This window comes from Arthrobacter sp. FW306-06-A, assembly GCF_021870055.1.
Lineage (GTDB): Bacteria > Actinomycetota > Actinomycetes > Actinomycetales > Micrococcaceae > Arthrobacter.
In genome coordinates, this window is record NZ_CP084552.1 from 1,936,530 (window position 1) to 1,950,854 (window position 14,325).

Annotated in this window: 15 protein-coding genes; 10 read left to right on the forward strand and 5 right to left on the reverse strand. The window is 66.5% G+C overall.

Going from position 1 to position 14,325, the window contains the following annotated elements; translation table 11 throughout:
- Position 1: 1 nt before the first annotated feature.
- From LFT49_RS08825 to LFT49_RS08840, 4 genes are all read left to right on the forward strand, one after another.
- Positions 2-1,216 (forward strand): alkaline phosphatase family protein, encoded by a 1,215-nt coding sequence (locus tag LFT49_RS08825; protein WP_236802070.1) that lies wholly within the window; start codon positions 2-4, stop codon positions 1,214-1,216.
- Complete coding sequence (locus LFT49_RS08830; protein WP_236802071.1) at positions 1,209-1,937, forward strand: thymidine kinase; 729 nt, start codon at positions 1,209-1,211, stop codon at positions 1,935-1,937. The genes LFT49_RS08825 and LFT49_RS08830 overlap by 8 nt, the downstream gene beginning before the upstream one ends.
- Positions 1,938-2,003: 66 nt before the next feature.
- Entirely contained in the window at positions 2,004-2,363 is a 360-nt protein-coding gene (locus LFT49_RS08835; protein ID WP_236802072.1) for a hypothetical protein, read from the forward strand.
- Between the two features lie 140 nt (positions 2,364-2,503).
- The gene (locus LFT49_RS08840; RefSeq protein WP_236802073.1) at positions 2,504-3,952 is read left to right on the forward strand and encodes an HNH endonuclease signature motif containing protein; all 1,449 of its coding nucleotides are present in this window, start codon (positions 2,504-2,506) and stop codon (positions 3,950-3,952) included.
- A 54-nt stretch (positions 3,953-4,006) separates the two neighbouring features.
- Here the strand turns inward: LFT49_RS08840 and LFT49_RS08845 are convergent, their stop codons facing one another.
- From LFT49_RS08845 to LFT49_RS08855, 3 genes are all read right to left on the reverse strand, one after another.
- Complete coding sequence (locus LFT49_RS08845; protein WP_236802074.1) at positions 4,007-4,612, reverse strand: dihydrofolate reductase family protein; 606 nt, start codon at positions 4,610-4,612, stop codon at positions 4,007-4,009.
- A 95-nt stretch (positions 4,613-4,707) separates the two neighbouring features.
- Positions 4,708-6,027 (reverse strand): septation protein SepH, encoded by a 1,320-nt coding sequence (gene sepH, locus LFT49_RS08850; RefSeq protein ID WP_236802075.1) that lies wholly within the window; start codon positions 6,025-6,027, stop codon positions 4,708-4,710.
- A 163-nt stretch (positions 6,028-6,190) separates the two neighbouring features.
- The gene (locus LFT49_RS08855; RefSeq protein ID WP_236802076.1) at positions 6,191-6,679 is read right to left on the reverse strand and encodes a DUF3093 domain-containing protein; all 489 of its coding nucleotides are present in this window, start codon (positions 6,677-6,679) and stop codon (positions 6,191-6,193) included.
- Positions 6,680-6,830: 151 nt separating this feature from the next.
- On the opposite strand from LFT49_RS08855, the gene dut reads away from it, so the two are divergent.
- From dut to LFT49_RS08875, 4 genes are all read left to right on the forward strand, one after another.
- Complete coding sequence (gene dut / locus LFT49_RS08860; RefSeq protein ID WP_236821817.1) at positions 6,831-7,349, forward strand: dUTP diphosphatase; 519 nt, start codon at positions 6,831-6,833, stop codon at positions 7,347-7,349.
- A 105-nt stretch (positions 7,350-7,454) separates the two neighbouring features.
- Positions 7,455-8,168: a DUF3710 domain-containing protein gene (locus LFT49_RS08865; protein WP_236821818.1), complete on the forward strand. Its 714-nt coding sequence runs from the start codon at positions 7,455-7,457 to the stop codon at positions 8,166-8,168.
- Between the two features lie 46 nt (positions 8,169-8,214).
- A complete protein-coding gene (locus tag LFT49_RS08870; RefSeq protein WP_236802832.1) occupies positions 8,215-8,523 on the forward strand; it encodes a hypothetical protein in 309 nt (102 codons plus the stop codon).
- A complete protein-coding gene (locus LFT49_RS08875; RefSeq protein WP_236802079.1) occupies positions 8,520-9,302 on the forward strand; it encodes a DUF3159 domain-containing protein in 783 nt (260 codons plus the stop codon). The genes LFT49_RS08870 and LFT49_RS08875 overlap by 4 nt, the downstream gene beginning before the upstream one ends.
- Positions 9,303-9,395: 93 nt before the next feature.
- On the opposite strand, the gene LFT49_RS08880 is transcribed toward LFT49_RS08875, so the two are convergent.
- Both LFT49_RS08880 and LFT49_RS08885 read right to left on the reverse strand, forming a co-directional pair.
- Complete coding sequence (locus LFT49_RS08880; protein WP_236802080.1) at positions 9,396-10,151, reverse strand: potassium channel family protein; 756 nt, start codon at positions 10,149-10,151, stop codon at positions 9,396-9,398.
- On the reverse strand, positions 10,148-10,822 hold the full coding sequence (locus LFT49_RS08885) for a potassium channel family protein (protein WP_236802081.1): 675 nt from the start codon (positions 10,820-10,822) through the stop codon (positions 10,148-10,150). The genes LFT49_RS08880 and LFT49_RS08885 overlap by 4 nt, the downstream gene beginning before the upstream one ends.
- A gap of 118 nt (positions 10,823-10,940) precedes the next feature.
- On the opposite strand from LFT49_RS08885, the gene LFT49_RS08890 reads away from it, so the two are divergent.
- Positions 10,941-12,917: an APC family permease gene (locus tag LFT49_RS08890; RefSeq protein ID WP_236802082.1), complete on the forward strand. Its 1,977-nt coding sequence runs from the start codon at positions 10,941-10,943 to the stop codon at positions 12,915-12,917.
- On the forward strand, positions 12,914-14,317 hold the full coding sequence (locus tag LFT49_RS08895; protein ID WP_237430265.1) for a class I SAM-dependent RNA methyltransferase: 1,404 nt from the start codon (positions 12,914-12,916) through the stop codon (positions 14,315-14,317). Before LFT49_RS08890 ends, LFT49_RS08895 begins: the two co-directional genes overlap by 4 nt.
- The last annotated feature ends 8 nt before the right edge of the window (positions 14,318-14,325 follow it).

Genomic DNA, 14,325 nt, shown 5'->3' on the forward strand with positions numbered 1-14,325 from the left:
GATGCCGGAAGACCCCAACCACTCAGTACAAGCCCCCGACCTTCCGCCCGCTCCCGCCTATGGGCACCGCTCCATCGCCGAAGTGCTCACCAGCGCGGCAGCCAGCCTTGGCGTGGACAGCTTCGCCAACACCCTCGGCCTCCCCTCCGCCGCCAAAATCTGCGTTGTGCTCGCGGATGGCCTGGGCCGGAACCTCCTGAAGCAAAAGGCCGCGCACACACCCTTCCTGCGCTCGGTGGTGCAGGCGGGACAGGGCGAGGTTCCGGTGTGGCTGGACTCCGCCTTTCCCTCCACCACCGCCGCGGCATTGTCGAGCTTTGGGACCGGTCTTCCGGCCGGCCAGCACGGCATGGTGGGCTATGACGTGCTGGACCCGGACCAGGACAAGGTGGTCAACCTGCTGGGAAACTGGGATCCGGGTGTCGATCCGTCGACGTGGCAGCCTTTCCCCACGGTCTTTGAACGGATCGCCGAAGAGGTGGATGTCAGCACGGTCAGCCTTGCCCAGTTCGACAGTTCGCCCATGACACGGGCAGCGCTTCGGGGCGGCAGGTTCATCTCCGGGACAACCTCCCACGCGCGTACCGCCGCAGCGGCAGAGGCCATGGCCGGCTCCGGCCGGTCCCTGATGTATTTCTACGTCAATGAACTCGACAAGGCAGGGCACCGCTACGGCTGCAAGTCCGAACAGTGGGAACACCAGCTGGAAGAGCTCGACGCCACCGTCAAGCGGCTTAGCTCCTCCCTGCCAGCCGGCACCACCATCCTGCTGACTGCGGACCACGGGATGCTGGACGTCCCCGAGTCGCAGCGTATTGATTTCTCCAAGGATCCGGATTTGGTGGACGGAGTCCGCCACACGGCCGGTGAACCGCGCATGGTGCACCTGTACCTCGACGAGGGGTACGTGGAGTCCGCCGCCGGTGCCCGCGACCGGCTCCTGGCCGCGTGGAAAGCCCGGTTCGGTGACCGGGTGTGGGCCTTCACCAAGGAGGAGGCCGTTGCCGGTGGGCTCTTTGGCGACGTGCGGCCTGCTGTTGAAGGCAGGATCGGTGACGTCATGATCGCGGCGCGTGACGCCGTCGCGCTTTACGACGGCCGGCGCATGCGACCCACGGCTATGGAAGTGGTGGGCCAGCACGGCTCGCTGACGAAGGCCGAGCGGGAGGTTCCGCTGCTCTGCTTTACCGCCCAGGGAAGGAACCGTCGTGGCTGAGCTGATCTTCTTCTCCGGCACCATGGATTGCGGCAAATCCACCCTGGCCCTGCAGATGGACTACAACCACCGGGCCCGCGGGCGCGGCGGCGTACGGTTCAGCCGCAACGACCGCGCCGGCGAGTCCCGGATCTCAAGCCGCCTCGGCCTGGAGACGGATGCCGTGGAGGTGCTGGACAGCACGGACTTCTGGGAGGAAGTCATGGTCCGGCGCACGCAAGGCCAGCGGGTTGACTACCTGATCTGCGACGAAGCCCAGTTCTATACTCCCGAGCAGGTGGAGCAGTTGGCCAAGGTGGTGGACGAGATCGATGTGGACGTCTTCGCTTTCGGCATCACCGCCGACTTCCGAACCCGGTTGTTCCCGGGTTCGCAGCGCCTGATAGAGCTCGCCGACCGGGTGCAGGTGCTTCAAGTGGAGGCGCTGTGCTGGTGTGGCCGCAGGGCCACACACAATGCCAGGACGGTGGACGGCGTCATGGTCACCGAGGGCGCGCAGGTGGTGGTTGGCGACGTGGACATGGTGGTCGAGGCCGCCGCCCCGGAGGCCGGGCACCTTCCGGTGGTGGGATACGAGACGCTGTGCCGGCGCCACTTCATGCGGCGGGTCACGGCGCACGGTGCGTCCCTAATGGCGCAGCAGGATCAGCTGCTGCCGTTCGACGTGGACGCGTGCCTCTGGCGGGGTTCGGGTGGGCTGGGCGACAGCCGCGCAACATAATGCTTCTTCCTCGACGCTAATTCCCCTATTCTTTGGAGAAACCGGCGCGAAGGTAACGGGGGAGCGATGCGGGAGTTCATTGGGGCCCTGCCCCAACCACTGAAAAGCCTATACCTCGTGTTTTTCCTGGTTTTCATCGTGAACATGATTGCCGTGGCCTTCAAACTTGTTGAATACGTCCGCTGGACGTCTGGCAGCATGGGCGTCGTCCTATTCCTGTTGGGCCTGTGCGTGATCGCCAACATCAACGGGGCTGCCAGCGGGTTAGTGGAGGGCATTAAGAATTACCACCCCTTTGGTGTGGATTACTCCAAGTCCTTGCTGGCTTCGATGTTTTTTGTGCGCGTTTTTGGAGTAATGGCGCTGGTTGTGGGAGCAGGCTTTTTCTATCTGGGCTTTTTTGCTCCCGGGTTTAGCCTCAGTTGAGGGTCGGGGAACGAGGATGCTACCTGCTGGCATAGCTGCATGGTGCGCTTCAATTGTCGGTAACTGTGCAGGCAGAAGCAGCTACTGCAGGTCTTAAGTGCCAAAGTCTGATTGTCGTACCCCTTTGTCATGATGGGTTTATGGGAAAGGCGGCGGTGGCCAAGGCTTATGCGGACATCCGGGCTGCCCTTGCTGTGCTTGGTGCTGAGGTGGATGGGTGCGGGTCTGACGCGTTTTCGGTGGCTGATCCGTTGGCTGGGTTGGCTGATGGGTGCCTGGACATTCTTGCCGGTGCCCGGGAGGTTGAAGCCGGGTTGGCGGGGTTGAAGGCGAAGGCCGCGGTGAGGTACGCGGAGAGCGCATGCGCTGTTGCCGGGCCGGGTGTGCCGGTGCAGGCGCAGGAGATGGCGGTCGCTGCTGAGATTGGGTGTGTGCTGGCGTTGGGGCCCCGGGCGGCGTCGTCGTTCCTGGCGACTTCGCACGCCCTGATGTCGTCGTTGCCGCGGACCCTTGCGGGGCTGCAGGCGGGGACGTTGTCGTGGCAGCACGCGGTGGTGATGGCCGATGAAGCGGTGTGCCTGGATGCTGCCGGGGCGGCAGCGTTGGAGGCTCATTTCTTGGACCCGGATGCCCAGGATCCGGCGAGGGGATGCCCGGTGGGGGAGATGCCAGCGCATCGGTTCAGGGTCAAGGCCCGGACGTGGCGGGAACGCCACCACGCCGAGAGCATCGAAGTGCGCCATGCCAAGGGGGTGGCGGATCGGCGGGTTGAGTTCCGGCCGGACCAGGACGGGATGGCGTGGCTGTCCGCGTGTTTGCCGGCGGAGCAGGCGTTGGCCGGGTGGAACCGGCTCACCGCAATGTCCCGGAGCATGCAGGGTCCGGAGGAGTCCCGGACCATGTCCCAGTTGCGGGCCGACAACTTCGCCGAGGTGTTCCTCGGCAGCGGCAGTGGCCACGGCGGGGCGCGTGACAGCGGCAGTGCTGACGTTGAAGGTGCCGGCGCCGGACGGGAAGACTTGCCTTCACCGATCCGGGCCCAGGTTCTGGTTACGGTTCCTGTGTTCTCCCTGATGGGCTTGACCGATGAACCGGCCATGCTCGACGGGTACGGGCCGATCCCGCCGTCGATGGCCCGGGACCTGGTGGCGAACGGCGCCGGGTCGTTTTACCGGGTGTTGGTGGATCCGCGGGATGGGGCGCCGCTGGAGATCGGCCGGAAGAGTTACCGGGTGACCGGGGCGATGCGGGCCTGGCTGAGGATGCGGGACGGAAAGTGCCCGTTTCCGGGCTGCAGCAACAACTCCCTGGACAACGACGCCGACCACATCCTCGCCTGGCACAAGGGCGGCACCACCGGGATCAGCAACCTGGGACAACCCTGCCCGAAACACCACAAACTCCGGCACACCACCGGATGGAAACCCACCCCGGCCGCGAAGAACGAGCCGCCCGGCTGGATTTCACCCACCGGCCGGCATTACCCCAGCGAGCACCAGGACTGGGAACCAACACACTGGCCTCGTTGTACCCTGCCCGGCGAACACAGCATCCTCGAGGAAGCCCTCGAGGAGCATCTCGTCTTGTAATCGTGCCACTCCGGAGTGGTGCCGCATTCGGGGCTGCGGCAGCACAAATTCTCGCTAGGCCACCCGGCGGTAGCGGACGTGGGTGGCGAGTGGGGAATGTAGCACCTCGACAGGTTCGAAGTCGAAGGACTCAATCCCGTCGAAGATCCGCTCGCCCGAGCCGAGCAGAACCGGCGCGATGTCGAGGGTGAGCTCGTCGATAACGCCCGCCTTCAACGCCTGCCGGACAGTGGAGGCGCCGCCCGCGATGTCCACCCCTTTGCTGCCGGCGGCATCGAGTGCTGCCGCATAGGCTGCGTCGAAGCCCCCGGTGACAAAGTGGAAAGGCGTCCCGCCCTCCATCTGGATCGGGTCATGCGCATAATGGGTCAGCACGAACACCGGAGCGTGGTACGGCGGTTCCGGCCCCCACCAGCCCGTCCAGTCACCATCCCACTCGCCACGGATAGGGCCAAACATGTTCCGGCCCATCACATACGCTCCCCGGGGGCGCATGAGCCATCCGGTTGCGGTCTCGTCGGCATCGTTGGCCCGAGGATCGCCAATGTGCCAGCCATGCAGTTCCAGCCCGCGCTTACCCAAGGGGTTTTCGCGGCTCTGGTCAGGCCCGGCGACGAAGCCGTCCAGCGACATGGACATGTGGCAGGTAGTGTCCGACACAGGGAACCTCCGTACTTGCAGCTTCTGACCGAGAGCGTGCGGGGATCGTAGCACGCAGCGCAGCAGGAACACCCCTTACGGCGGGAGGAAAAGCCCTAGTCGCTCCGGGTGCCGAAGACGATTTCATCCCAGGACGGCACGCTGGACCGCTTCGGCCGGGCAGGGCGCTCCGGTGCCTCGGTCTCAGGCAGCTGCCCAGTGGCAGGTGCAGCGTCGTCCTCTTTGGCAGGGCGGCGCGGGTTGCTGCCCAACAGTTCATCCAGCCCGGCTCCGCCAGTATTCTCGGACCCCGAGCCGGCTGCGGAACCGGAGGGATTCTTCGGGGACGCCGCAATGGTGATTTCCCTGGTATCTGTGCTCACGCCGTCGTGGAGCCGCAGACCATCGTCGTGACCCTCCCGGTGCTGCGGAAGCAGGCTGAGCCTCGAAAGCATCGACGGCCTGGTGTCCCTGCGCCGGATGAAGGAATCGCCTTGGGCCGCGGGCGCGTCCCGCTGGTCGTCCCGTGGCTCTGGTTCCTCTGCCTCAGGTTCGGCGGCCACTTCGGAAGGACGGGGGTGCGCGGCCGGTACGCCATGCGTGAGGAGCAGTGCAAGTGCGTCGTCGGAATCCTCGTCCACACCCAGCCGCTGCCCGCGCCGTGACCGGAGCATGTCCAGCAGGCCATCGGGTTCCTTGCCGGCATCCTGGGCAGGGCCGGCCTGGGCACCGGAAGAGGCCTTGGACGTATCAGCGTCAGTCTCGAAATCGAAGGGGCGGTCTGAAACTGCAGTGAGCCTGCGCGCGGGAACAGGACCGTCCAACGGCTCAAGTTCACTCAGCTGCTGCGCCCAGCGGTTGGTGTTCTGCAGCGACTTCCGTGCGGGGTTGAACGTCCACAGGGCCGGAGGTTCTTCGCCGATTCCGGACGTCCCGCCGGGCTTGGCCTCGAAGCTTGCCGAGACCGTCCACGTGCCGTCCTGGCGCCGCCACGAATCCCATTCCACGGTTCCGGGGTCAATGCCGTGGGCTGACAGGCGGTGGGCCACCATGTCATCCAGGGTCGCCGGGTTGTCGCCGAAGGCGGACCGGTAGACGTCGTGGCCGGGGGAGGGCGCCGCAACTTCCACTTTCCGGGCCTGCTGGGCAACATACTCCCGCTCCGCCAGGACGGGGCCTTCATAGCGCTCCACCTTGGCCAACGGCATCCCGGACAACTCGGCGACGTCCGCAGCGGTGGCACCGGCACGGATGCGGGCCTGGATGTCCCTGGGAGACATGGGAACAGCTGGCCGTTCCGCGCGCGGTTTTGCCGTAGACCGGCTGGCCGTCCTGAGTGCTTCATCGATCGGCAGCTGGAACATCTCGCCGCCGGCCCCGCTCAACAGGACATGCGTCCCGTCGTCGTGCACGCCTACAAGCCGTAGATCCTGCATACAAATCCTCCACCCTGGCATTACTATCAACCGAAACTCTGCCACTCGGAGGCGCGGATTTGGCTCAAGGAGCAGGGCGCGCCGTCATTTTCCGCTGGATCCCCAGGGATAAAGGGGGAGGTCACAGGACTTCGGAGGTCCCGGCGCCGGGATCCCGGGGTCGTCAGCGCCGCGTCAGGGCCGCAGTCAGTTGATCCGGATGACGGGTGGAGGCGAGCCAGTACGGGGTACGGTCGGCAGGGTCAGTGATCTCGATCTTCACCACGGGATCGATCCAGCCGCGGATGCACAGGTAGGCGAGGCCGTTCAACCGGGTCCCGCGCTCGGCCGTCGCCTCGCCGCCGGTGAACTGCTGCACGCTGCCCACAAACCGGCGTTCAATGGTGGCCCTTCCAACGGTGAGCGCGTCCCCGGTCACCGTAATGGCGGGGGTGGAGAGAACCAGGAGGACAGTGATGATGGCGAAGAGCACCAGCGCCGCCGTGTAACCCGCCGCCATGCTGATGGGGGCGAAGACAAGGATGCCCGCTGCGGAGACGCCGGCTGCGATGATCCAGATCCAGGCGTTGGGCCACAGTTTTTCCCTGTAGACAACAGGCGCCCCGGCTGAGGGCGTGCTTGGTACGGATGCGTGCGGGCTTGATTCGGGCATAGCCCAAGCTTTCCACCTTTGGCTGGGTATTTCACCTTGGGCTACCCTGCTCCCGCAACCCTGCCCCGGCCCCCCGTGCCGGCCCCTGGACAGCCCCGCGCCCAAGTGCTGCCTAGGCTCGATTTGGGGGCGCGGGCTAGAGTGAGTGACTGTGACTGATCATCCCGCAACGGTAGACCTTGTCCCGGACGCAGCATCGCCCGCTGCTGCTGCCCCCACCCTGCAGGTGCAGTTGAAGATGCTGGATCCGGAGCTGGAAGCCCCCTCCTACGCGCATCCGGGCGACGCCGGCGCCGACCTTCGCGCCCGGGAGGACGTGGTCCTCTTGCCCGGGGAGCGCAAGCTTGTTCCCACCGGCGTGGCCATTGCACTGCCTGACGGCTTCGTGGCGCTGATCCACCCCCGGTCCGGCCTGGCCACCAAGCATGGCCTCACGATCGTCAATGCTCCCGGCACCGTGGACGCGGGATATCGAGGCGAGATTTCGGTAACCCTGCTGAATACCGATTCGACCCAGCCGATAGAGCTGCGGCGCGGCGATAGAATTGCCCAAATGGTCATCCAGCGGGTGGAGTACGCCCAGTTCATTCCTGTCAGTGACCTGAGCGAATCCGTGCGCGGCACCGGGGGCTTCGGCTCCACCGGCGGGTTCAACGTACCCGGGGCCTGACCCCGGCTGCACCCGCTGCCACGCCAGCACGCACGACGGCGGGACCTCCAGGGCCCGGCCGGCAGGTTTCAGAACTGGCACATTTGAAGAATTAAGGAGTCACCCATGGTCTTTGGGTTCGGCAGGAAAGCAAAGAAGGACGAACCGGCGGAGCCGGTGGAAGAGCTGACGCTCGCGGAGGCCGGCGAAGACGCCCCCGCCCCCGACGCCCGCCGCCAGCACGGCCCGTTCGACGAGTCCGAAATCACCAGCACCGACGGTTTCGTGGACCTGGGCGCCCTGCTGATCACGCCGAGCGAGGGCCTTCAACTCCGGCTCGAAGTGGAAGAGGCAACACAGCGGGTCGTGGCAGTGACCCTTGACCTGAACGGCTCCAGCCTTCAGCTGCAGGCTTTCGCCGCCCCCAAGACGGAGACGCTCTGGGACGAGATCCGCGAACAGATCGGCCAGTCGGTCGGTGCGCAGGGCGGCCAGGTTGAAGAGGTGGAAGGGGCATTCGGTACCGAACTGGTGGCCAAGCTTCCCGCAGGGCTCCCGGACGGAAGCCAGGGCTACCGTGTGGCCCGGTTCATCGGTGTGGACGGCCCCCGCTGGTTCCTGCGCGGCGTCCTGGGTGGACCTGCGGCACTGGAACGCCCCGCTGCGGAACCGCTTGAAGCCCTGTTCCGGCAGGTTGTGGTGGTTCGCGGTGACAGCCCCATGCCGCCGCGTGATCTTTTGCAGCTGCGGCTGCCCAAGGACGCCTCCACTACTCCTCCGCCCGCCGCGCCCACCCTGGAGGAGCCCGAACGTGGTCCAGAAATCACCCAGATCGGCTGATTCCCACCCCGACGAGGCGGCCACGGGACGTGGCGGCCTCACGCCGTTGCGGCAGCTTCCGGACAGGGGACGTGTCCTCTGCCAGGGGCACATCGAATCAGTGACCTTCGTTCCGGCCGACCGGGCCCCCGAGTTCAGCGCCATCGTCACTGAGGACGACGCTGGCCGCCCTGCTACAGGGGTGGGCCGCGGAAGGCCCCCACGGCTCCGGGTTGTCTGGCTGGGCCGGCGGCGCGTGCCGGGCATCCAAGCGGGCGCCGAGATCCGGGTAGAGGGAATGCTGGCCCGCGGCAAGGACGTGCCCACCATCTTCAATCCCCGTTACGAGATACTGTCCCGCCAGGAGAACGAATGAGCGAGCACCAGCCCGAGCAGCCGAACGGCTCTGCAGGCCCCGCCGGGAGGCCGCAGGAGGGAAGGCCGCAGGCTGCGGGACAGTCCCCGGTTGCAGGACAGTCCCCAGTTGCCGGCCTGGCCGCAGAGTATGCAGCCAAGGCCGGACTCCACCGCACCCATGACGGCCGCGTGGACGTCCTGCGCAGCGCCGGGGGAGTGCAGGGCATTGCCGAAAGCATTGTTCCTGGCCTGGTGTTCCTGGTGGCTTTCACCGTCACCCGCGAACTTACGTTGTCCCTGGTGGCGGCCCTGGCATCGGCGGCCGTGTTCACTGTTGTCCGCCTGGTCCAGCGCCGGCCCCTCACCCAGGCCTTGGCCGGCGTGGCAGGCGTCGGCATTTCGGCCTGGTTGGCCAACACCACCGGCAAAGCCGAAGACTTCTACCTGCCGGGCTTCTTCACCAACGCAGCCTACATCCTGGCGATGGTTATCTCGATCGCAGTCAAGTGGCCTGTGGCCGGACTGCTCTTCGGCTTCATCCGGAATGAGGGCGTGGAATGGCGCAAGGATCCGGACCGCGTCAAGGCCTACCGCCTGGGCACCTGGATCATTGTTGCCGTCCTGGCACTCCGGCTCATCGTGCAGGTGCCCCTGTACCTGATGGGCACTGACGGCCTGGCCGCCCTCGCCACCACCCGGTTGATCATGGGTGCACCCCTGTACATCCTCGGGATCTGGGTGGCCTGGCTCGTGACCCGGCCGGCTCCGGCGGAACCCGAAGCCGACCAGGAAAGCTGACCCACCGAAGAAACTGGCACCAGAACGCGCCCCGCGCCGGCACCCAATGTCGGCTGACGCCCAGCACCCGGCACCAAAGGCGGCGCCGGAAACCTAGCCGTCGAAGCCGTCGTCGTCCGTGGCATGCCCGTGGCTGGCGCCGGCGGGCGTGCTGCTGTCCGCCGGCACGTGGCCGGCGTCGATGCTGCCGGGGGCAGAGGAGAGCAGCTCCCGGAGCCGGTCCTCAGCGGCGATGGTGGTGACGAAGAAGAGCTCGTCGCCGCCGTCGATCACGTCGTCCCTGCTGGGGGTGATGGGTGCCTGGTCCCGGAGGATGGCCACCAGGGTGGCGTCCTCGGGCCAGTGGATATCGCCCACCGTCATGCCGATCACGTGCGAATCGTGCGGGACGGTGAATTCCACCAGCGACGCAACCCCGGTCTGCAGCGTCAGGAGCCGGACCAGGTCGCCGATCTCCACCGCCTCCTCCACGAGGGCGGTCATGAGCTGCGGAGTGTTGACAGCGACGTCCACGCCCCAGGAGTCGTTGAACATCCAGTCGTTCTTCGGGTTGTTCACCCGGCCCACGGTGCGGCCTACACCGAACTCCGTTTTCGCCAGCAGGGACACCACCAGGTTGACCTTGTCATCGCCTGTGGCGGAAACCACCACATCGGCGTCCTCCACCTTGGCGCCCTGCAGGGTGGAAAGCTCGCAGGCATCGCCCACCAGCCAATGGGCGCCACGCAGGCCGCTGCGGCCGATCACCTCGGGCTTGAGGTCGATCAGCAGGATCTCGTGCTTGTGCGCCAGCAGCTCCCGGGCGATGGATGACCCGACGCTGCCTGCGCCGACGATAACGACTTTCACTGGTACTCCTTGGCGGGGGCTTTGGCGAGGACCTGGGCGATGTGGGCGCTGCGGTCCACCTGCAGCATGGCGTGCACGGTGTCGCCGTCCTGGTATGCGGTCCCGGCATCGGGAAGGATGCCCTCGCCGAAGCGGGTGAGGTAGGCGACGCGGACATCCGCGGCCTTTTCGATGCTGCTGATCCGGTGCCCGATCCAGCCGGCGTCGAGGTCAAGTTCGGCCAGGACCAGGCGTCCGGACGGTTCACGGAAGTCGCCCGCGAGGTGCTGTTCGGGAAGGATGCGCCGCAGCACCTGGTCCGCGCTCCAGCGGACGGCGGCCACCGTGGGGATGCCCAGGCGCTGGTAGATCTCAGCACGCCCGGGATCGTAGATGCGCGCGACGACATGCGGCACGTGGAAGGTTTCCCGGGCAACCCGCGTTGCAAGGATATTGGAGTTGTCGCCGCTGGAAACGGCAGCGAAGGCATAGGCCTCGCCCACTCCTGCCTGCTTGAGGGTTTCGCGGTCAAAGCCCACTCCGGTGACCTTACGGCCGGTGAAGCCCTGGCGGAGCCGGCGGAAAGCGCGGTCGTCCTGGTCGATGATGGCCACGGAATGCCCGGCATCCTCCAGCGTGTGCGCCAGCGTTGCCCCCACCCGGCCACATCCCATGATCACGAAATGCGCCACCGTATCTCCTCTTTATGTATGTCAGGATCGTGCAGCTAGAACTCTACCGGCATGGCCCCCGTTCGGCCCGGCCCGGCCCCGTCATGACATCGCCCGCGAATCAGACTAGCTTTGTGGGGTGTTGACAATACTGAACGCCGTCAAACGCGTGCTGGTGGGCCGCCCTTTCCGGAACGACCGCCTGTCCCATACCCTGCTCCCGAAGAAGATCGCACTTCCGATCTTTGCATCCGACGCGTTGTCCTCCGTGGCTTATGCTCCGGATGAGATCCTGCTGACCCTGGCCCTGGCCGGTGTCAGTGCCGTGGCCATCTCGCCGTTGGTGGGCCTGGCCGTCATGGTGGTGCTGCTCACCGTGGTGGCTTCCTACCGGCAGAACGTACACGCATACCCTTCGGGCGGCGGCGACTACGAGATCGCCAATGAAAACCTCGGCAAGTTCGCAGGCCTGACGGTGGCGTCGGCCCTTCTGGTGGACTACGTCCTGACCGTGGCCGTGTCCATGTCGTCCGCCGCCGCCTACCTCACCACTGCAGTACCGTCGCTGCATGGTGAGCAGGCCGTGATAGCGACCATCGGCGTCGTCATCCTTGCCCTGGTGAACCTGCGCGGCATCAAGGAAGCGGGCAGCGTCTTCGCCGTCCCCACCTATATCTTCATGGCCTCCATCCTTGGCATGACCGCTGTGGGCATGTTCCAGGCCGCAACAGGGCAGCTGGGGGAGGCGCCGTCGGCGGCCTTCACCATCGTCCCGGCGGAGGGCTTCGACCAGGGCCTGGTGGGCCTGGCCGGTGCCTTCCTGCTGCTCCGGGCCTTTTCCTCCGGCGCCGCGGCGCTCACGGGCGTGGAAGCGATCAGCAACGGCGTTCCCAACTTCCGGCACCCCAAGAGCAAGAACGCGGCCACCACGCTGCTGCTCCTGGGCGTCATCGGCGCAGCCATGCTGGCCGGCATCATCTACCTTGCCAACGCCACCAAGGTCCACATTGTGCTGGACCCCGCCACAGAATTTCTGTTGGACGGGAAGCCGCTGCCGGAGGGCTACGTCCAGAACCCTGCCATCTCACAGATCGCCCAGACCATCTTCGGCGCGGGCAGCATTCCCTTCTACATCGTCGTTGCCGCCACCGGCGTCATCCTGGTGTTCGCGTCCAACACCGCCTTCAACGGCTTCCCCGTGTTGGGCTCCATCCTGGCCCAGGACGGCTACCTGCCCCGCCAGCTCCGCACCCGCGGCGACCGCCTTGCCTTCAGCAACGGTGTGCTGGCCCTCGCCGCCGGCGCCCTGGTGCTCATCATTTCGTTCGACGCCGACGTGACCAAGCTCATCCAGCTCTACATCGTGGGTGTCTTCATCTCCTTCACCCTCAGCCAGCTGGGGATGATCCGGCATTGGGGGAGGGAACTGAAACTCGCCAAGGACAAGGCTGTCCGGCGGCGGATGCTGAAGTCACGCACCATCAACACGATCGGTTTCGGCATGACCGGCCTGGTGCTGGTGATCGTCCTCATCACCAAGTTCGAGCAGGGTGCCTGGATCGCCCTGCTGGCCATGTTCGTCCTGTTCCTGATTATGTGGAGCATCCGCGCGCACTACGACAACGTGGCCAAGGAACTCGCGGTGGATGAGGATTCCTCGCCGCGGGCGCTCCCCACCCGGGTGCACGCGGTCCTGCTGGTGTCGCACGTCCGCAAGCCCGTCCTGCGTGCCCTTGCCTACGCCCGCGCTTCCCGGCCGTCGCGGCTTGATGCCATCACGGTGGACATCGACCCGGAGGAAACGGCGCACACCATTGCCGACTGGGACAAGCTCGAAATCCCGGTGCCCCTGACCGTCCTGGCCAGCCCCTACCGGGAAACCGTCACGCCCATCATGGACTACGTCAAGCAGATGCGCCTGGACTCCCCGAGGGACCTCATCGTGGTGTACATCCCCGAATACGTGGTGGGCAAGTGGTGGGAGCAGCTGGTGCACAACCAGACGGCCCTGCGCATCAAGACCCGCCTCCACTTCGAACCGGGCGTCATGGTGGCCAGCGTGCCCTGGCAGCTCAAATCATCCGAAGAAGCCAAGAACCTCCAGGACGTGCAGTGACCAGCAGGACGCCCACAGCCACCCAGCACCAAGCCGGTGAGGCCGGCCACACCGGCGAAGAGGCGGTGCTCGACGTCGGGCCCGTTGCCCACGGCGGGCACTGCGTAGCCCGGCATGAGGGCCGCGTAGTCTTTGTCCGCCACGTCATTCCGGGCGAAAAGGTCCGGGTCCGGCTGACCGATGCGGAGGACGGCGCCAAGTTCTGGCGCGCAGATGCCATCGAGGTGCTGGAGGCCTCCCCGGACCGGGTGGAACACTTCTGGCGTCCGGCCGATTCCCTGCGCGCCTGGAGCCACGGCCACCCGCCGGTTGGGGGCGCCGAATTCGGCCACATCGCCCTGGCCCGGCAGCGCAGCCTCAAGGCGGACGTGCTGGCCGAGCAACTCACCCGGCTGGCCGGCTTCGAGCAGGTGCCGTCCGTGTGGACCGGTGGCGTGGAAGCGGTAGGGGACAGGAACGACGGCGGCACGGGCCTTGCGTGGCGCACACGCGCCAGCTTCTCGGTCACCCCCGGCGGCAGGCTGGGGATGCACGCCCACCGCTCCGACCACATCATCCCGGTGCGGGAGATGCCCTTGGCCAGCGAAGCAATCAATGGCCTGCGCCTGTGGAACCTGGACCTGCAAGGGGTGGAGCGCGTTGAGGTAGCCGCCCCCGCCAACGGCTCGCGCCCCCTGGTGCTCCTCGCCCCGGCTCCCGGAACCAAGGAAAAACGGTTGCGGGCCATCGCCGCGGAAGTGCCGGGTGACGCCTCCGCCGCTGCCTTTGATCCGCTGACCGGGCAGGTGACCCAACTCCGGGGACGCACCTGGGTGCAGGAATCCGCCGTCGGCCACGAATACCGCGTAACCGGCGAAGGCTTCTGGCAGATCCACCGCGACGCGCCCGGGACCCTTGTGGGGGCCGTCACGGAATTCCTGCGGCAAGGGGACCCCCTGCAAGGGGACTTCCTGCACCCGGGCGCGGTGGTTGCAGACCTCTACGCGGGTGCCGGGCTCTTCACTGCCGTCCTGGCCGATGCGGTGGGGGAGACGGGGTCCGTGCTCTCCGTGGAAGGGGCGCCGGGAACCAGCCGTGACGCGCGGAAGAACCTGCATTCCGCCGCGCAGGTGGAGGTGGTGCAGGGCCGCGTGGAGCGGGTCCTGCGCCAAAAGCCGCGGAATTTCGACGCCCTGGTCCTCGACCCGCCCCGGGCAGGTGCCGGGAAAGCGGTCGTGGGACAACTGGTCGCATCGCAGCCCCGCGCCATCGCCTACGTGTCCTGCGACCCGGCGTCGTTTGCCCGTGACCTCGGTTACTTCCGCCGCTCCGGCTGGGAATTGGCAGGCCTGCGCGCCTTCGATCTGTACCCCCACACCCACCACCTTGAGACGGTGGCACTGCTTACTCCGGGTCGGTGATGGGGCCG